At 72.8% G+C, this 17,080-nt stretch carries 16 protein-coding genes and 1 pseudogene; 4 read left to right on the forward strand and 13 right to left on the reverse strand.

The annotated features are described in order from the left end of the window. Window positions 1–27: 27 nt before the first annotated feature. From ACTWQH_RS02895 to ACTWQH_RS02910, 4 genes are read right to left on the reverse strand one after another with little or no spacing between them, the layout of a single operon-like run. Window positions 28–981: a phosphotransferase family protein gene (locus tag ACTWQH_RS02895; RefSeq protein WP_443284663.1), complete on the reverse strand. Its 954-nt coding sequence runs from the start codon at window positions 979–981 to the stop codon at window positions 28–30. Then, window positions 914–3,523: an ATP-binding protein gene (locus ACTWQH_RS02900; protein ID WP_443284664.1), complete on the reverse strand. Its 2,610-nt coding sequence runs from the start codon at window positions 3,521–3,523 to the stop codon at window positions 914–916. The genes ACTWQH_RS02895 and ACTWQH_RS02900 overlap by 68 nt, the downstream gene beginning before the upstream one ends. After that, window positions 3,520–4,161, reverse strand: coding sequence for a DUF6879 family protein (locus ACTWQH_RS02905; RefSeq protein ID WP_443284665.1), 642 nt, complete (start codon window positions 4,159–4,161; stop codon window positions 3,520–3,522). The genes ACTWQH_RS02900 and ACTWQH_RS02905 overlap by 4 nt, the downstream gene beginning before the upstream one ends. Beyond that, window positions 4,154–4,423 (reverse strand): hypothetical protein, encoded by a 270-nt coding sequence (locus ACTWQH_RS02910; RefSeq protein ID WP_443284698.1) that lies wholly within the window; start codon window positions 4,421–4,423, stop codon window positions 4,154–4,156. The genes ACTWQH_RS02905 and ACTWQH_RS02910 overlap by 8 nt, the downstream gene beginning before the upstream one ends. A gap of 138 nt (window positions 4,424–4,561) precedes the next feature. Between ACTWQH_RS02910 and ACTWQH_RS02915 the strand changes: the two genes are divergently transcribed. Then, window positions 4,562–5,983, forward strand: a complete 1,422-nt coding sequence (locus ACTWQH_RS02915) for an outer membrane protein assembly factor BamB family protein (RefSeq protein ID WP_443284699.1) — start codon at window positions 4,562–4,564, stop codon at window positions 5,981–5,983. 231 nt (window positions 5,984–6,214) lie between these two features. Next, window positions 6,215–6,325: pseudogene (locus ACTWQH_RS02920) on the forward strand (transcriptional regulator); the annotation flags it as partial. Here the strand turns inward: ACTWQH_RS02920 and ACTWQH_RS02925 are convergent. The 5 genes from ACTWQH_RS02925 to ACTWQH_RS02945 all read right to left on the reverse strand — a co-directional run bounded on the left by ACTWQH_RS02925 (window position 6,303) and on the right by ACTWQH_RS02945 (window position 11,105). Then, window positions 6,303–7,046: a GNAT family N-acetyltransferase gene (locus ACTWQH_RS02925; RefSeq protein WP_443284666.1), complete on the reverse strand. Its 744-nt coding sequence runs from the start codon at window positions 7,044–7,046 to the stop codon at window positions 6,303–6,305. The pseudogene ACTWQH_RS02920 and the gene ACTWQH_RS02925 overlap by 23 nt on opposite strands. An 85-nt stretch (window positions 7,047–7,131) precedes the next feature. Further along, window positions 7,132–8,355, reverse strand: a complete 1,224-nt coding sequence (locus ACTWQH_RS02930) for an FAD-dependent monooxygenase (protein ID WP_443284667.1) — start codon at window positions 8,353–8,355, stop codon at window positions 7,132–7,134. Then, window positions 8,300–9,745 carry an MFS transporter gene (locus tag ACTWQH_RS02935; RefSeq protein WP_443284668.1) on the reverse strand — a complete coding sequence of 482 codons (1,446 nt, stop codon included), beginning with the start codon at window positions 9,743–9,745 and terminating at the stop codon, window positions 8,300–8,302. Before ACTWQH_RS02935 ends, ACTWQH_RS02930 begins: the two co-directional genes overlap by 56 nt. A gap of 249 nt (window positions 9,746–9,994) precedes the next feature. Then, window positions 9,995–10,258, reverse strand: coding sequence for a DUF397 domain-containing protein (locus tag ACTWQH_RS02940; protein WP_443284669.1), 264 nt, complete (start codon window positions 10,256–10,258; stop codon window positions 9,995–9,997). Next, complete coding sequence (locus ACTWQH_RS02945) at window positions 10,245–11,105, reverse strand: helix-turn-helix domain-containing protein (RefSeq protein WP_443284670.1); 861 nt, start codon at window positions 11,103–11,105, stop codon at window positions 10,245–10,247. The genes ACTWQH_RS02940 and ACTWQH_RS02945 overlap by 14 nt, the downstream gene beginning before the upstream one ends. Window positions 11,106–11,396: 291 nt before the next feature. Here ACTWQH_RS02945 and ACTWQH_RS02950 point away from each other — a divergent pair, with 291 nt between their 5' ends. Then, the gene (locus ACTWQH_RS02950; protein WP_443284671.1) at window positions 11,397–11,567 is read left to right on the forward strand and encodes a hypothetical protein; all 171 of its coding nucleotides are present in this window, start codon (window positions 11,397–11,399) and stop codon (window positions 11,565–11,567) included. Further along, window positions 11,564–11,812, forward strand: a complete 249-nt coding sequence (locus tag ACTWQH_RS02955) for a DUF7848 domain-containing protein (RefSeq protein WP_443284672.1) — start codon at window positions 11,564–11,566, stop codon at window positions 11,810–11,812. Before ACTWQH_RS02950 ends, ACTWQH_RS02955 begins: the two co-directional genes overlap by 4 nt. Here ACTWQH_RS02955 and ACTWQH_RS02960 read toward each other — a convergent pair. From ACTWQH_RS02960 to ACTWQH_RS02975, 4 genes are all read right to left on the reverse strand, one after another. Then, the gene (locus ACTWQH_RS02960; RefSeq protein ID WP_443284673.1) at window positions 11,766–12,464 is read right to left on the reverse strand and encodes a hypothetical protein; all 699 of its coding nucleotides are present in this window, start codon (window positions 12,462–12,464) and stop codon (window positions 11,766–11,768) included. The genes ACTWQH_RS02955 and ACTWQH_RS02960 overlap by 47 nt on opposite strands. Window positions 12,465–12,540: 76 nt before the next feature. Beyond that, window positions 12,541–13,629 (reverse strand): ABC transporter substrate-binding protein, encoded by a 1,089-nt coding sequence (locus ACTWQH_RS02965; RefSeq protein WP_443284674.1) that lies wholly within the window; start codon window positions 13,627–13,629, stop codon window positions 12,541–12,543. Window positions 13,630–13,658: 29 nt separating this feature from the next. Continuing rightward, window positions 13,659–15,500: an ABC transporter ATP-binding protein gene (locus ACTWQH_RS02970; RefSeq protein WP_443284675.1), complete on the reverse strand. Its 1,842-nt coding sequence runs from the start codon at window positions 15,498–15,500 to the stop codon at window positions 13,659–13,661. Then, complete coding sequence (locus ACTWQH_RS02975) at window positions 15,497–17,068, reverse strand: ABC transporter transmembrane domain-containing protein (protein WP_443284676.1); 1,572 nt, start codon at window positions 17,066–17,068, stop codon at window positions 15,497–15,499. The genes ACTWQH_RS02970 and ACTWQH_RS02975 overlap by 4 nt, the downstream gene beginning before the upstream one ends. Between the last annotated feature and the right edge of the window lie 12 nt (window positions 17,069–17,080).

The following is a 17,080-nucleotide window of genomic DNA, read 5'->3' on the forward strand; positions in this document are numbered from 1 at the left end:
CCGCGCCCCCGGGCACGTCACGTCACGTCACGCCATCAGCGCGGCCACGTACGCCTCCAGCCGGCGCGCGAGAACGCCGGGCGTCAGGTCCGTCCTGCCCAGCGCGCGCCAGGAGACGGCGACCTTCTCGGCGTCGGGCGCGAAGGCGAGGGCGTCCAGCAGCCGCCAGTACCGGCGCGCGGCGGGGTCCGCCGCCGTCTCGCCCCCGGCGGCGGCGTACGCGTCGGCGAAGCGCAGCGCGGCCGGCACGCCGTGCAGCAGCGCGAGCGCCGTCGAGCAGTGCGCCACGTCCAGGTCGGCGGGCCCCCAGGAGGTCTCCACCCAGTCCACGACGCCGCGGACCGCGAGCCCGTCGCCGCCCTCCCGGCCGGTGAACAGGACGTTCCCCGGGTGGAAGTCGCGGTGCAGGAAGCACCCTTCATACGCCGGGGGCTCGCGCCGGATGGCCGCCTCCGCCCGCTCCCACAGGCCGGGCCGCTCGGTGGCGGGCGGCCGGACCACCCGCTCGGGGCCGGTCCACGCCTGATACGTGCGGGGGCGTTCCGCCTCCGGCACCCTCACCCGGTGGATCCGCGCCAGCTCCCGGGCCAGGAGGGGGATGCGCGCCTCGTGCCCCTCCTGGCCCACCCGCACGCTGCCGGGCAGCCGCGACATCAGCAGCGAGGGGTGGGCGCACAGCTCCCCGGCCGCATCGACCCCGTGGAGCGCGGGCGCCGGGACATCCGTCCCCGCGAGCAGCCGCAGCGTCGCCGCCTCCCGCGTCAGCAGCCCCGCCGCGTGCCGCACGAAGAACGGCTTGACGAACGACCGCAGCACCACGTCCTCTGCCCCGGCCCCGGCCACCCCTTCGGTGTGCCCCTCCCGTGAGACGCGCAGGGCCCGCATCTCCGCCGTCCACCCGCCCCGCAGCCGCTCAACGCCCACCACCCGGGCCCCGTCCCCCAGCACCTTCTCCACCCACGCGCGCGTCGCCGTCTCCATGACCGGCCAGACTCGCACAGCCCGTCTCGGCGCTCCGCCGCAGCGCCGCCGCGCGGGCGTCGTCGTATCCGGCGACGAGCCGCAGGGCCTCCGCCCAGTGCGCGCGGGCCCGTTCCTTCCGCTCCTCCTCGCTGTCCTCCGCGTCCTCGCCGCCGCCGCTCACCGCGCGGGCGAGGGCGTCGAGGGCGGTGGCCTCCTGCCAGGCGTCGCCCAGCTCGTGGTGGACGGCGGCGGCCCGTCGCTGGAACGCGGCGGCCTCGTCGTCGCGCCCCAGCCTGGCGTACACCTCGCCCACGCCCTGCCAGGCCAGCGCCTCGCGGCCGCGGTCCCCCAGCCTCCGGTGCAGCGTGGCCGAGCGGTGGTAGGACGCCTGTGCCTCGCCGAACTCCCCGAGCTCGCGCTGCGCGTCGCCGAGCGCGAGGAGCCAGTACCCCTCCAGCGTGTGGTCGCGCAGGTCCAGCGCGATCTCCACCGCCTCCCGCGCCACTCGCAACGCCTCCTCCGGCTCGCCGCGTTCGCGGTGGAGCGCGCTCAGGATCGACAGCACGTCGCCGACGCTCGCCCTGTCGCCGTGCGCCCGGTGGGCCGCGAGGGCGCGGCCGGCGTCCTCGGCCGCCTCGGTCAGGAGCCCGGCCTCCCACCGCACGCGCGCGCGGTTGGAGAGGACGATGGCCTCCCACCCGGCGTCAGCGGCCTCCCGGAAGACGGCCAGCGCCTGCCCGAGCAGCTCCGCCGCCTCGCCCAGCTCCCGCGCGCGCAGACGCAGCAGGCCGAGCGCGTTGAGGGTCACGGCCTCCCCGCGCCGGTCGCCCAGCTCCCGCCGGATCCGCAGCGCCTCCTCCTGGAGGTCGCGGCTCTCCGCCAGCCGGTTCAGCCGCCGGAGGCCGATGCCCAGGTCTTCCAGCAGCGTGGCCTCCCCGGCCCGGTCGCCGCACCGGCGCACCGCGCGCAGCGCGATGTCGCCCAGGGCCAGCCAGTCCGCGACGGGCGCGGACGGCGCCTGCCCGTTCCACAGAACGGCCGCCAGCCGCCACGCGTGCCCGTCGAACCCGGCCGCCTCGGCGGCGCGCACGGCGGGCAGGAAGTTGGCGTGCTCGCGCTCGGCCCAGTCCACGGCGGCGTTGTAGTCGGCGAACGCCAGGGGCCGGACGCCGTCGCGCGGCGGCTCCAGCGGCACGCGGTCCGCTTCCGGCTCGAACCAGCCCTGCGCGGCGTCGGCGGTGTGCAGGTACCAGTCCAGCAGCCGCCGCAGGGCGGCCGCGCGGCCCTCGCCGCTCTCCTCGCGCCGGGCCCGGTCGGCCGCGTACACGCGCAGCAGGTCGTGGAACTCATACCGGTCGGGCGCGGTCTGCTCCAGCAGGTGCGCCCCTGCCAGCACGTCCAGCAGCTGCCGGACGCGGCGCGTGCTGACGCCCGCCAGCGCCGAGGCGGCGCCGGTTCCGAAGTCCGGGCCGGGGTGCAGGCCCAGCAGCCGGAAGAGGCGGGCGGCCTGCTTCGGCAGGGCCCGGTACGACCACGCGAAGACCGTCCGCACGGCGTCGGCGTCCGCGTCGGCGTCGGTGTCCGCGTCCGCGTCCGCGTCTGTGTCGGCGTCCTGCTGCGCCTCGCCACCGCCACGCCCGAAGCCCCCGTCGCCCGCGCTCAGCGCGTCCCACAGCGCCGACTCGTCCCGCAGGTCCCCGATCAGCTCCTCCAGCCCCATGTGCGGGTTGCTCGCGGCCCGCTCCGCCGCGATGCGCAGCGCCAGCGGCAGCCGCGCGCACAGCCGCGCCAGGTCGGCGAGCCTCTCCGCGTCGTCCTCGGGACGGAACTCGGAGGTGACGACGCGCAGCAGGGCCACGGCCTCCTGCTCGCTGAGCGTGCCCAGCGTCACGCGGTGTGCCCCGTCTCTTATGGCCAGCCCGGAGAGGCGATTGCGGCTGGTCACGATGGTCAGGCAGCGGTCGTTGCCCGGCAGCAGCGGCCGGACCTGCCCGACCGTGGCGGCGTTGTCCAGCACCACCAGCATCCGGCGGTCGGCCAGCAGCGACCGGTACAGCGCGGCGGCGGCCTCGGGGTCGGCCGGCACGGCGTCGGAGGCGACGCCGAGGGCGGTCAGGAAGCGGTGCAACGCCTCGTGGGCGCCGATGGGCTCCTGCGGGTCGTAGCCGCGCAGGTTGACGTAGAGCTGGCCGTCGGGGAAGAGCGCCTCCACCTGGTGGGCCCAACGCAGCGCCAGCGAGGTCTTGCCCACGCCGGCGGTGCCGGCGATCACGCAGACGGTGATGACGAGGGGTTCGCCGTCGGCGGCGGGCAGGACGGCGTTCAGCCGCTCCAACTCGGCCGCCCGGTTGACGAAGACCCGCACGTCGCCGGGGAGTTGCCGGGGCGGGGCGCCGCGCCCGCCGCCGCTGCGATGCCGCCCCTCGCCGTGGTCGTGGAAGTGGACGCCGCCGCTGACGCTCCCGGCCTGCACCACCTCGTGGGACGCCCCGGACAGCTCGGACCGGAAACCGGACCGGTCGCCGCCGGAGCGTTCCTCCTCCTCGTCTCGCCCGCTCACTCCGTACGCCGCGCGAGTCGGGGCGGCGGCAGCTGCGCCACGTACCGGTCGACGTAGGAGATCACGTCCTCGCCGCCCTCGTACAGGTCCCTGATGAAGCGCTCCCAGCTCTCGACGAGCCGCGGCTCCGTGAAGCGAACCGCGCCGTCCAGAACCCCGGTGTCGGTGTAGACGACCTCGTAGAGGGTCTGCCCGCCGAGCACCACCACCTCGGGCAGCAGCCCGTCCGCCTCCAGCGGGCGTACCTTCCCGGCGTCGACCACGCGGACGCCCATGCCGCACTCCGCCTGCACGCGCAGGGCGTGAAGCTCCCACTGGAGATACGGCGTGGGCGGCTCCTCGACCACGCGCACCCGGTGGAAGGGCGCGCCGCGCGCCTCCTCCGCCCGCACCATGGCCAGCAGGTCGTCGCGTTCCGCTTCGAGGAGCCTCAGCGACTCCTCCCACTCGCCTCGGCCGAGAGCGTCCCGGCTGGGGTCGTTCTGCTCTTCGAAGTGCTGGAGCCGCTCGAACTTCCAGGAGCCGCGGTCGCGGATCGCGCTCTCGCGTTCCCAGAAGTCGCGGTCGTAGTCCTCCTGGTTGAGCCGCTCTCCCCGCGAGCGGTCCAGACACAGCTCGTCGAGCCCGAGGTCATGCATCGGGGATGTCCGGCTTCGCCGCCCTGAGCATGTTGCCGGGAATGATCACCAGGCGTTCGTCGGCAGCGACCGTGACACCCGCCGGCAGCCGTGAGCGGTACGTCTCCGTGTGGTCCCGCCCGATGACGGCGACATCGCCGTTGTCCATCTCCCAGATGTCCGGGCAGCCGTTCACGTTCTTCGAGTCCTCCAGTTCCTTTGCCGACTTCCCCAGCCGGCGCGCGAACGACGCCGAGGGGTCGACCTCCCACCCGCGGTCCATGAAAATCTCCACGTCGACATGTAGGCATGCGCGCTTCATCGCGCTTGCACCTCATCACTGAGTGTAGGAGCGTGATCACTCCCTCACAACGTTCACATGTTCGTGCGCGCGGAAAACGCACGGAAAAGTGGCCCCGACATGCCATCGGCATGTGACCCCGGCGCGCGTGCACAGTTAACTTGGCTTCCTCCGGGGGGAGTTGCGAGAGGCATCTCTCGACGATCAAGAACAATCAAGGCCGATCAGAAAGTTCGAGGAATAGTGCACATAACATCGCATACCCCATACAACGCGCGTAGCGGCCGCCTCGCGGCAGCCCTTCTGGTCGCGGGGGGCATGCTCCTGACCGCCGCCTGCGGCGACTCCGGCGAGGACGCGTCCGGCGAGGACGGTGCCGCCGCCGACGAGCTGGCGGCGACCTGGCGCACCCAGCCAGTCACCGCCGACGACGAGGCGCTGCCGCAGCCCCGCCTCTGGGCCACCGACCGGGCCGTCGTCTCGGTCACCTCCAGCGGCGTCCGCGGCTACGACCCCGCCACCGGCGAGGACCGCTGGGAGCTGCCGCCGCCCGAGGGCGCCGACGCCCCCTGCGGCGCGGCCCCGGACGTGAACGCCCAGGGCATCGGCGCGGTGCTCTACCGCCCCGTCAACGCCGCCTCGCCCGACACCTGCTCCGTGCTGGGCGTCGTCGACACCGCCTCCGGCGAGCTGCTGTGGAGCCACGACCTGACCACCCCCGACCCGGAATACGCCGCGCCCGGCTCCTCCTACACCCCGGTGACCGTCGGGGAGGAGACGGTCACGGCCGAACTGGTCGAGGACGGCCTGCACCGCTTCGCCGTCGCCGACGGCGCGGAGCTGCCGGTGCCCGAGGTGCCCGCGCAGCAGGTGTGCGAGGACTTCTACACCGACTGGCGGCACAGCGCCGAACACCTCGTCGCGGTCACCTCCTGCGACGAGATGACCGAGGCCGAGTCCGAGATCACGGCGTTCGACGCGGCCAGCGGCGAGGAGCTGTGGACGGCGCCCGACGCCACCGGCGCCGACGACGACATCGCGGAGATCGTGGCCGGCGCGCCCCTGACCGTCACCACCCAGGAGCGGCTGGTCTCCTTCGGCGAGGACGGCCAGGTGGCCGCCGACCTGCCGCTCGACCGCCAGGACGGCTACCTCGCGGTCGAGCCGGGCAACTTCGCCGTCCAGGGGTCGACGCTCGTCACCACCTTCGACGACTCGGCCCAGGAATTCGTCGGCATCGACCTGACGACGGGAGAGGAGGCGTGGCAGAAGTCCCCCGACGGACCGGCGGAGGGGTTCGTCGGCGGCGATGACCACGTCCTCTCCGCCTACTCCGCCGTGGCCGACGGCACCGGCGGGGCCCCCACCCACATCGCCCGCCTGAACGCCGCCGACGGCACCTGGACCGTGGAGGGCGTCCTGCCCGAAGACGCCGGCTTCACCTGGACCATGGCCGCCGACGACGCCACGGTCTACGTCCTCGCCGAGCCCGACAGCGGCGGCGACGGCACGCTGCGGATCGAGGCGTACGAGCGCCCGTAGCGAGCCGGCCCGTCCCGGGCCGCCGCCCCCGTGCGACGTCCCCTGGAGCTTCGCCCTGGACGACGCGGACGCGAGTGCCTGGTCCTGGGCGTCATCGCGTCGGACGAACGGGCCGCCGAGGTGGCCGACCGGGTCCGCGCCCTCCTCGGCGCGGCGCGGCCCGTCGCGGTGCGCGAGGGGGACGCCACCGCCGGGCGGTTCGAGGAGCTGGTCGAGCAGCACCGCATCGAGAGCGGCAGCGAGATCGCCCTCTACCTCAAGGCGTTCGAGCGGCTACGCGAGGTGGCGGTCTACGGCGCGCAGGCGCGGGCGCTGATCCTCAAGGCGATAGAAGCGCTCTGATCTCCGCCGCCGCGAGGGGGCGTTTGGTCATGCCGAGGCGTTCGTACGTGGCGATGGCCGGGGCGTTCTCGGCGAAGACCAGCAGTCCGGCGCGGCCGTGGCGGCGGGTCAGGGCGTTGAGGAGGAAGGCGCACACGGCCCGTGCCAGGCCGCGCCCGCGCGCGGCCGGGTGCGTGAACACGCCGGAGACGAACCCGCAGCTGGCCGCCGACCAGGCGTCCGCGCCCACCGCCAGCGGCTCCCCGTCCTCCACGATCCCGGCCCAGCGGCGTACGCCCTCGCCGCCCGGCCGCGCGAGGGAGAGCGGGAAGAAGCGGTCGAACAGCGACAGCGCCGCCTTCTCCTGCTCCGCGTCCAGCCACCCGACGCCGGGCGCCGGGGCCCCCGTCAGGCTCTGGGTGTCCATCCAGTACAGGCGGTGCAGCGGCGCGAGGCCCGGCACGTCGTCGCGCGCCAGCGCGACGACGACCTCGGGCGCGGCCAGCAGCCGGTACGAGGGCCCGACCTCCGCGAGGGCGCGCCGCGCGAGGGCGAGGGCATCCGGGCCCGCGCCGCTGACGATCAGCCGGTCGAGCTGCGGGTTGGGGCTGGCCACCGCGAGCGCGGAGCCGAGCCGCCACGCCCGTACGCCCGTCCCCGGGCCACCGTCCCCCCGCCCCTGCGCGGCCCAGACCAGCAGCCCGTCCCCGCCCAGCTCCGCGAGGTCTGCCACGTCGTGCACGGACCCCAGCATGACAGCGCGGGCACGCGAGGCGTAACGCCCTCCCACCTCCTTCCCGCCGTCAAGGCCGTCGGCCCAGGTCACGTCATCGGGGCGAATTCGGGAGCGTAAGGGCTGAGTAGGCCGGTCGTGCCGTCGCGGAGGGCATGGTGACGAGGTCACGCAGCATGGCGTTGCGCTGCTCCAGGGCCCGCGCCGTGGTGGGGAAGAGCGTGGCCGCGCCGTTGTCGACCAGTGCCTGATTCATGGCTACGAACTCGCGAACGTCGCGTTCGTAGGCGGCGAAGGCCGCGGTGTGGTCCCGGTTCGTGGCCAGGGCGTTGGCGAGCATGTAGGCACCGACCAGCGCGAGGCTTGAGCCTTGTCCGGTGAGGAACGAGGGCGCGTACGCGGCGTCGCCGACGAGCGCGACGCGGCCGCTGGACCAGTGGGGCATGCGGATCTGACCGGCCGTGTCGAAGAACAGGTCATCCGCGTCGCGCATGGCGTGGACCATGCCAGGGACCTCCCATCCCGCGCCTGCGAAGGTGGTGGCGACCAGGTCCCGCTGGGCGTCGGGGTTCCGGAGGGCATTCAACGGCGGTTCTGGTTGGTGAAAGTTCAGGAAGGCGTGCAGTTCCTCGTTGTCCCCGACGGCGTAGAGGGCCGCGGCTTTCCCCGGGGTGTTCCACAGCATGAGCTCGCGAGAGAACCCGAAGGTGTTCGGCATGGTGAATATGGCGAAGCAGTAGCCGAGGTAGCGGTGGAACTGCTCTTCGGGGCCGAACAGGGACTCCCGGGTATGTGAATGCATACCGTCGGCGCCGACTACCAGGTCGAACGCGCGCCGTTGCCCGCTGCGGAAAGCAACGTCAACGCCTTGTTCGGACTGGTCGAGCGTGTCGATGGAGTCGCCGAACAGGAATTCCACGTCGTCGCGAACTATCGCGTAGAGAATCGCAGCCAGATCCCCACGACGCACCTCGAGGTCCTGTCCCTCGACACCGCCGGCGACGGCGCTCGGGCTGAGCGAGGCCACTTCACTGCCATCGGCGTTGAGGAACGTGTAGCGACGCGAGTCGACGTGCGCGTCCCGCAGTTGCGGCAGTATCCCCATCCGCCGGACCACCTCTATCGCGGTACCGCGGATGTCGATCGCGTAACCACCGGCGCGCAGTGCGCCTGCCTTCTCCACCACTGTGACCGCGAATCCGGACCGGTGCAGCCAGTATGCCAGCGCGGGTCCGGCGATACTGGCCCCGGAGATCAGAACGCTACGCTTCGGCTTCGCGCTCGAACTCACGTCCATCGACGGACCGATAGGTGTCATGCCTGGGCTCCTTCTTCGTGATACGGACAACGAGCAGTGACAATGCGGCGACGAGGCCGGCGACGGCGAAAGCTGTGACGAAGGCCGACTCGGTCGCCAGGCCCGTCATCGGGTCGGTCCCGGCGTCGAGGATCGCGGCGCCGATCTGGGCGCCCAGGGCGACGCCGACCACGCGTGTGACCACGAGCATGCTGGTGGCGATGCCGGTGTCCCTGGTCTCGACGGCGGTGGCGTTGCTGGCAAGCAACGCCGTGCTGGCGATGCCCGCGGCGAGCCCGGTCAGCACCTTCGCGAGGACGAGCTGCCATTCCGCGGTGTGCTGCGACGCCAGGGCGATCAGGGTGACCGCCGTGACGACCGAGCCCCCGATGACCAGGGCACGCGGATGGAAATGCCGCGCCGCGATCCCGCCGACCGAATCGCTCACCGACCCGGCGATGGCGCCGGGCAGCAGGAACAGTCCGATGTCGGTGGTGCTGGCCCCGAAGCCGTACCCGTCGCCCGGTATCCCGAACAGCTGCGGGAGAAGAAAGCTCACCATCCCGGAACTGATGGTGATGATGAGGGTGAGCACGCACGCATTCCACATGGCAGGCCTTGCCAGCATGCGCAGATCGACCATCGGCGAGGCTGCCCGGCGCTCGACGGCGACCCATCCGGTCGCGAGGGCGGCCACGACCACCGCGACGGCAACGACAGCGAGTGGCGGCAGGCCGGAGCCCGTCACCTTCACGAGCCCGAGCATGAACGTGAGCAACGTGGCGCTCAGCAGAACCACGCCGGGCCAGTCGATCCTGTGGTCCGATGGGATCGGCGGATCGTGCGGCATCAGCCGAGTCACGACCAACGTCGTCGCAACGATCGCGATCGTCGGTATCCCGAACATCCAATGCCACGACAGGTTTTCCGAGATCGGCCCGGGAATCACCGTTCCCACCATGCCGCCGCCCGTGAACAGCCCCATGACCACCCCGATCGCGAGGTGTGACTCTCGGGGCGAGAGATGTGTGCGCACCAGGATGAACGAGAGGGGCAGCGCACCCACCATGGCGCCCTGAAATACCTGACCGAGTAACAACACCGGCAGGTTCGGCGCCAGGCTGGCCAACAGACCACCGGCCGAGACCACGGCCATCAGCCAGATCAGCACCCGCTTTCCGCCGTAGCGGTCGCCGAGTTTGCCTGCGACGGGTGCGACGACCGCGCCGGTGACGAGGAAAGTGTTGCCGATCAATGCCCCTTCGCCAGGACTGACCCCCAGCTCACGTTGCAGCTGCGGGAGCGCAGGCTCCACCACTGTCTGCAGGGTGCCGAGAGCAAGTGCCAAAATGCCGAGGGCACCGATCGAAAGCCTCCCGACGCGGACCGGGGAAACCACAGCTTCGGACATAGAAGTCCTTTTCATCGTTGGTTTCGAGCAAGTGTGAGGAATGCGCGAGATTCACGCGTCCCCCATACTTGCCTCCGGCGCCCCGCCGGGCATCGTCTCCCGCTGCCGTCTTCGCCTGGTGCACCTGGATCAGCCACTCTGGCGTCCTGGTGCCTACGCACCACAGCGCCGACGGTCAGCTACTGAGAGGAGAGAGATCGGGGACGAACAGACCAGCCGGCCAGCCTGTTCGTCCCCGATCTGTGTGGATTAGCGCTCGCCGAACCGGCCGCTGGCCACGCCCGCGATGAACGCCTGCCAGCCTGCGGCCGGGGTTGTCAGGACCGGGCCGTCCTGGCACTTGCTGTCGCGGGTGGCGACGGTGCCGCTGCCGAGGTCGGCGACCTCGACGCACGCGCCGTTCCCGTTGCTGTAGCTGGAGCGGACGAACGCCACCTCGACGCAGTTGCCGTTGCCGTTGCTGTGGCTCGACGTGAACCACTGTGCGTTGTGTAGTAGATCAACCCTGCTCATAGCTTCCTGCCACCTCTGCGATCAGGCGCCGCGACGCCTGCTCATCGAGTGCTGCCTCCCAGATACCCCGGAAGGCGCCGTCGTATTGTTCGATTTCCTGCGGCTTGTCGAGGTACAGGCCGCCCGTGTACCCATCAACGTAGACGACCGGGGGCTCGGTCTCGCTCCCGTCAGTCTTGAGCGGGAAGCGGAGGATCACGAACGGCCCGCTGAGGACGCCGATATGGGCCCCGGCCGCGAAGGGCACCACGCGCAGGGCGACGTTGGGAAGCTCCGACATGTAGACCAGATGCGCGAGTTGGTGGGCCATCACCTTCGGCCCGCCTACAGGGCGTCGTAGGGTCGTCTCGCTCAGCGCCACCCTCAGGTCCAGCGGGGCGGTGACCCGGGTGAGGAGAGCCTGCCGGTCCATGCGCAGCTGCACACGGCCCTCTACTCCCTCATCGCTGAGATGGGGATAGTGCGTGTGGATGATGTCCCGGGCGTAGCCCTCGGTCTGGAGCAGGCCCGGTACCAGCTCGCTCTCGTACGAGGCGTGGCTGACCGCCGCCTCCTCCAGGCCCACGTACAGGTTGAAGCCCTCGGGGATCACGTCCCCGTACGCGTGCCACCAGCCCTTCGCCTTCGTCTCCTTCGCGAGCCCCATCAGCGCCTTGGTCGTCTCCTCCGGCGCGCCGTACAGCTCGCACATGTTCCGCACGTCCAGGCTGCGCATCGCGATCTGGCCGGTTTCGATGCGCCAGATCCTCGGCGTTGACCACTCCAGCTGCTCCGCCACCAGCCTGACCGACATCCGTGCGCTCTCGCGCAGCTCGCGCAGGTACCGCCCGAGTTGTCGCCTCGGCACGGTCGATCCTGTGGCTCGTTCCGCCGTTGTCACAGGGCCACCCCTCCCGACGAGATTCGCTTCGTAACGCCCCGGACGCTCGCTGCGTAATGCTCGTCAACTGTTCGATTTTCTTTCGGTCGAACGGCTCGCTTGAAGCCTTGCGACACCTATCGACCGCTCGTCAGCCTAGGGGAAGTGGTAGCTGGGCGTGCCAAGTTCACCACATTCGGTGGCCCCCGCGACCGACGCGACCGGTCCGGGGGCGTGGCCATCAACCGCGGCACGGAAGAGTGACGAAGGGCTGACGACATGAGCCAAACTACCTCCCCGCCGGATCAGCAGGGGCAGGCGCAGGGACAGAATCAGCCGGGTCAGCCGAATCAGGCGGAGAAGCTCTCGGACCGGCTGCTCGACGCGGTGCGGGAGGCCAACGCCCAGAGCGCGGCGAACCTGCTCAGCAAGGGCGGGGGCAGGGCGTGAACACGACGGCAGCGACCGGGCACGTCGTCCTCCGGGGCGCGGAGCTGGTGCTGAGCACAGAGCGGGACGCGGCCTGCGTCGTGCGGTGCCTCGCGTGCGGGGCGGAATCGGAGTCGGCGGGCCAGCACGCGAAGGCGGCGGCCGTGTGGGCGGTGCTGCACGCGCACGAAGGCGGGCTGGAGCACGGGCAGTTCCTGGTCACGACGTGGAGTCACTGGCGCGTGCGGCTCCGCTGCGGCGGCTGACGGCGAGGAAGGTGGCCAGTCCCCCGATGCCGACGGCGACGGCTGTGGCGGAGGCGCCGATGAGCCAGGGGCGCCAGGCGTCGAGGGCCGAGGATGTGTGGCCGGAGACGACCACGACCTTGCTGCCATCCGTGGCGGTGATGTCGCGCGGCGCGAGGAGCTGGTCGCCGGCGTCGAGCAGGTCGTTGTTCTCGCGGAAGTCGTCGAGACCGCCCTCGTACGACTCTCCGGTGGAGTCGAACAGGACGTCGGCCCCAACGGAGCGGTCCAGCACGTACAGCGGCATCACCTCCAGCGACTCGTCCTCGTGCTTGACGAGGACGTAACGCCGGTAGTCCAGGTCATCGGGGCAAGCCGATTCCTCGTAGTAGTCGGCGGAGCACGGCTCCGTGGACAGCAGCCTGTTGAACATCTGCTGCGGGTCTCCATACGCCGCGAACTGGGCCAGCCGGTCCTCCCTCGTGGTGCCGTAGTCCCCGTAGGGGTCGTTCTTGACGTCGGTCGAGTCGACGTATTCCTGGAACAGCTCATCCACCGAGGCTTCGGGCTCCGAAGAGCCGCCGCACGCCGTGAGGGCGGTGAGGGCGGTGAGGGCCGCGAGAGCAGCGACGACCGTTGTCGCGGCTAAGCGGTGCGATCGCAGATTCGTCATGGGCCATGTCTAGCGGCCCGGGGCCGGGACGGGTCCCGGCCCCGGGCCGGTTGCAGGCCCGCCCGCCCCGGTGCGGTCAGTCGGCCGGGTGCTCCACCGCCGTCCCGGGGTCGCCGTCGACCGCCGCCGCGAGCTGCGGGGTGAGGCGTTCGACGACGTACGGCATGGCCAGCACGGTGCTGAAGGAGAGCGCCGCGCCGTAGTCGGTGGTCTCGCCGATGAAGACCTCGCGGCCCTCCGTCACCACGGGCAGGTCGGCGTAGAGGTCGTCGCCGTGCAGCTCGTCGGGCGCGGTCGCCGGGTCGGGGACGATCCACACGGCGGCGGACTGGTCGAGCAGGTCGGTGCGTTCGTTGCTGATGTTCGCGCCCCAGGAGTCGCCGATCGCCTCGTCCAGATCGGTGGGGAGGGTGAAGCCCAGCTCGGTCAGGAGCCGGGAGCGCTGGTCCCGGCTGCCGAAGACGAAGTAGCCCTCGTACGGGGTGGCGACGATGCCGGTGGCGCCCTCGAACTCGGGATGGTTCTGGCGGGCGGTGTCGAAGGAGCTCTGGACGTCGTCGACGAGCTGCTGCGCCTCGTCCTCCACGCCGAGGGCCTGGCCGGTGATGAGGGTCTGGTCCTGCCAGGGGATGCCCCAGTCCTCGAACTCCTCGGGCGCGGTGACCACGGGCGCGATGCGGCTGAGGTTGTCGTACTGCTCCTGCGTCAGCCCGGCGTAGAGGGCCAGGATCAGGTCCGGGCCGAGCTCGGTGATCCTCTCCAGCTGCGGGCCGGTGCCGCTGTCCTTGAGCAGGGTGGGCTCCTCGGCGCCCGCGATCGCGTCCATCTCGTCCTGCGCCCACGGGCCGACGGCGGCCTCCTGCACGCTGGGCCACTGCGTGACGCCCACGGGGACCTTGCCGAGGGCCAGCACCGCGTCCTGGTCGGTCAGGCCGACGGTGACGATCTTCTGCGGCTCCTCCTCGATGGTGGTGGCGCCGAAGCGGTGCTCGATCGTCACCGGGAACGCCCCCTGGTCGGCGGAGTTTCCGGGGTTGCCGCCGGCGTTGTCCGGCTCGTTCTCCTCGGGGCTGCCGCAGGCGGTGAGCGTCGCGCCGAGGAGGAGGGCGGAGGCGGTGGCCAGGGTGGCCGCCAGTCTGAACCGGGGGCGGGTTGAGCGGGGCATCAGGTGTTTCCTTACCTTGTCGTGCGTCACTAGGTGAGAGGAGCGGGGGACGGTCGGGAGGAGGAGAAGGAGGTGGAGGGGCGGGTGCTGGACCAGGCGCGCCACAGCGCGGCGTAGGCGCCGTCGGCGGCGACCAGTTCGTCGTGGGTGCCGCACTCGGCGACCCGGCCGCCGTCCAGGACGACGATCCGGTCGGCGCCGCGGGCCTGCGTGAGGCGGTGGGCCACGATCAACGCCGTGCGGCCGTCCAGCGCCCGCTCGGCGGCGCGTTCCAGCAGCGCGGCGCCCGCGCTGCCCGCCTCGGCGGTGGCCTCGTCGAGCACGGCGATCGGCGGGTCGGCCAGCACGAGCCGGGCGAGCGCGAGTTGCTGGGCCTGGGTGGCGCTGAGGCGGTGGCCGCCCTCGCCGACGACGGTGTGCAGGCCGTCGGGCAGCGCCTCGGCCCACGCCAGCGCACCGACGCGGTCCAGGGCCTCGCGCAGCTCCGCGTCGCTCGCGCCGGGTCTGGCCAGCAGCAGGTCGTCGGCGAGCGGGCCGGCGAAGACGTGGATCTCCTGGGTGACCAGGCCCACCGCGCCGCCGGTGCGGACGGTGCCGGTGTCGGGCCGGTGGATGCCGGCGACGAGCTTGGCGAGGGTGGTCTTGCCCGCGCCGCTGGCGCCGACGAGGGCGACGCGCTCCTTGGGCAGGAGGGTGAGGTCGATGCCGTGGAGGACGGGGCGGCCGGGGGCGTAGGCGTAGGTGAGGCCCGTGATGGTGACGGTGCCCGGGTCCGTCTCCGGGTCCGTCTCCGGGTCCCGCCGTGGCCTGGTCGACGGGTCCAGGTCCAGGTCCAGGTCGGCGACGCCGATCATGCGGGCGAGGCCGGCGCGCGCCTTCTGGGCGTCGTCCATCAGCACCAGCGCGGCGTTGACCGGCGTGAACAGGCTGTGGAAGTACAGCGCGGCGGCGGTGGCGGTGCCGATGCTGACGGCGCCTTCGCGCACCAGCAGGAAGCCGGTCACCAGCACGGCGGCCAGGCCGATGTACTCGGCCAGGTGCAGGCGGCAGTAGAAGCGCAGCACCAGCCGGACGCCGCGCAGCGTCACCGACATGGCCTCGCCGGAGCGGTCGGAGACCAGGGCCGTGTGGGGCCGCTGGAGCCGGAAGGCGCGGACGGTGGCGGCGCCGCCGATGGTGTCGAGGAGCTGCTGCTGACGGGCGCCGGACGCGACGCGCTCGGCGGCGTAGAGCGGGACGGCGCGGCGCAGGTACCAGCGGGCGGTGTGGGCCTGGAGGGGGACGGCGAGGAGGGCGGCGAGCAGGAAGCGCCAGTCGAGGACGGCGAGGGCGGCGAGGGTGAGGGCGATCGCGAGCAGCGAACGCACCAGCTCGGGCAGGGCGTTGCGGACCGCCTGCGCCACGACCACCACGTCGTCGGTGACGCGGGAGGTCAGGTCGCCGCTGCCTGCCTTCTCCACGCGGCTGAGCGGCAGGCGCAGGGCGCGTTCGACGAACCGCTCGCGGACGCCTGCGAGGAGGGTCTCGCCGAGGCGGGAGACGAGGGAGAGGCCGAACGCCGTGGCCAGGCCCTGCGCGAGGGCGACGGCGGCGAGCAGCGTGACGGGGAGGGCGAGGGCGTCGGCGCCGCGGCGGTCGGCGACGAGGTCGACGATGTGGCCGAGGAGCGGCTGGATGAGCAGGCCGACGGTGGTGGCGGCGGTCATGGTGGCGAACGCCGCGAGCGCGAGGCCGCGGTGGGCGCGGAGGAGTTCGCGCACGGCGGCGCGGACGCGCCGCGCGCGGGCGACGGGGAGGAGGTCGGGGCCTGCGCCCGTGCCTGTACCTGTGCCTGTTCCTATGCCTGTATCTGTTCCTATGCCCGTGGTCATGTCAGCACCGCCTCGCGGTAGGCGGCGTGGCGTTCGGCGAGTTCGGCGTGGGGGGCGGTGTCGACGATCCGGCCGCCGTCGATGAGCGCCACGCGGTCGGCGGCGGACAGGAGGGTGGGGCTGGTGGTGACGAGGATCGTGGTGCGGCCGCGGCGGGCCTCGCGCAGCCCGGCGGCGATGCGGGCCTCGGTGACGGCGTCGACGGCGGTCGTCGGGTCGTGCAGCACGAGCGTGGGCGGGTCGGCGGCCAGTGCCCGTGCGAGGGCGGCGCGTTGGCGCTGGCCGCCGGAGAGGAAGCGGCCGCGTTCGCCGACGGGGGCGTGGGGGTCGTCGACGGCGGCGGCGGCGAGGGCGGGGGTGAGGTCGGCCCCGTCGGCGGCGCCGGCGGCGACGTTCTCCAGCACGGTCCCGGCGAAGAGGTCGGCGTCGTGGGCGGCGACGAGGACGCCCGCGTCCGGAGCCGCCTCGGCGTCGCGGGCCAGGCCGCGCAGCAGGCGGGCGGCGTACGCGGAGTCGGTGACAGCGATGCCCAGCACCTCGCCGGGGACGGCCGCCAGGCCGATGCCGCTCAGCCGCGGCCCCGCCGCGGCGTCGGTGCCCGGCGCGGGTGCCCCGGGCGCCGCCAGCACCTCCGCGATGCGGGCGGCCGAGGCGCGGCCCTGCGCGAGCTCGGCGTTGACGTAGGACAGCGTCTCCAGCGGCCCGAGGAGGAACAGCGCCAGCCCGACGGCCGAGACCAGCTCGCCGAGGCTGATGTCGCCCGACATGGCCAGCCGCCCGCCCAGCAGGGCGAGGACGGCGATGAAGACGCCGGTGAGGCCGGTCGTCATGCCCCGCTGCCAGGCCTCGGCGCGGGCGGCGCGCAGCGTGGCGTCGAGCGAGGCGCGGCTGGTGTGCCGGTAGCGGGTGATGGCGGCGGGGACGGCTCCGATGCCCTTCAGCACGCGCAGGCCTGACACCAGGTCGGCGGCGACGCCAGAGGCGTGGGCGGCGCGCTCCTGTTCGGTGGCGCTGCGGCGTTCCAGGGGCTTGCCGAGGAGGTGGCCGAGGTAGAGCAGCGCGGCGGTGCCGAGCAGCACCAGCAGGCCGAGCGTGGGCGAGATGCGCAGCAGCATGGCGGCGCCCGCGAGCAGGCCGGTGAGGGCGGCGACGCCGAGGCCGATGGCCAGGTTGACGGCGCCGACGCGGCGGGCGTCCTCGGTGGCGGTGGAGGTCAGCGCCCCGGGGAGGCGGCCTTCTTCGGCGCCGCCGCGGGGGTGCAGGACGCGGCCGACGAGTTCGAGGCGGAGGGCGTGGGCGGCGCGCTCGGCGGCGCGCTCGGCGGCGCGGGCGCCGTAGCGGAAGCTGAAGGAGAGCGCGAGGTAGACGACGGCGAGGACGGCGAGCCAGCGCAGCAGGTCGGCGGCGTCGCCGCCGCCGCCGTCGGCGACGGCCTGGTCGATGATGACGCCGATGAGCACGGGGACGAGGGCCTCGCCGGCCTGGTGGCCCATGCCCAGCAACGCCCCCAGCCCGACATCGCGCCGCTGTCCGGCGACGGCGTTCCGCAGGACCCGGCCACCGTTCACCACGCCTCCTCC

Origin of the sequence: Streptomyces sp. 6N223 (assembly GCF_052246635.1) — a bacterium.
Lineage (GTDB): Bacteria > Actinomycetota > Actinomycetes > Streptomycetales > Streptomycetaceae > Streptomyces.

What these genes read in the sequence shown, in the direction of transcription:
- ACTWQH_RS02895 (WP_443284663.1), bottom strand. Translation starts at nt 981, where the DNA reads ATGGAGACGGCGACGCGCGCGTGGGTGGAGAAGGTGCTGGGGGACGGG.
- ACTWQH_RS02905 (WP_443284665.1), bottom strand. Translation starts at nt 4,161, where the DNA reads ATGCATGACCTCGGGCTCGACGAGCTGTGTCTGGACCGCTCGCGGGGA.
- ACTWQH_RS02910 (WP_443284698.1), bottom strand. Translation starts at nt 4,423, where the DNA reads ATGGACCGCGGGTGGGAGGTCGACCCCTCGGCGTCGTTCGCGCGCCGG.
- ACTWQH_RS02915 (WP_443284699.1), top strand. Translation starts at nt 4,562, where the DNA reads ATGCCATCGGCATGTGACCCCGGCGCGCGTGCACAGTTAACTTGGCTT.
- ACTWQH_RS02930 (WP_443284667.1), bottom strand. Translation starts at nt 8,355, where the DNA reads ATGACACCTATCGGTCCGTCGATGGACGTGAGTTCGAGCGCGAAGCCG.
- ACTWQH_RS02935 (WP_443284668.1), bottom strand. Translation starts at nt 9,745, where the DNA reads ATGTCCGAAGCTGTGGTTTCCCCGGTCCGCGTCGGGAGGCTTTCGATC.
- ACTWQH_RS02940 (WP_443284669.1), bottom strand. Translation starts at nt 10,258, where the DNA reads ATGAGCAGGGTTGATCTACTACACAACGCACAGTGGTTCACGTCGAGC.
- ACTWQH_RS02950 (WP_443284671.1), top strand. Translation starts at nt 11,397, where the DNA reads ATGAGCCAAACTACCTCCCCGCCGGATCAGCAGGGGCAGGCGCAGGGA.
- ACTWQH_RS02960 (WP_443284673.1), bottom strand. Translation starts at nt 12,464, where the DNA reads ATGACGAATCTGCGATCGCACCGCTTAGCCGCGACAACGGTCGTCGCT.
- ACTWQH_RS02965 (WP_443284674.1), bottom strand. Translation starts at nt 13,629, where the DNA reads ATGCCCCGCTCAACCCGCCCCCGGTTCAGACTGGCGGCCACCCTGGCC.
- ACTWQH_RS02970 (WP_443284675.1), bottom strand. Translation starts at nt 15,500, where the DNA reads ATGACCACGGGCATAGGAACAGATACAGGCATAGGAACAGGCACAGGT.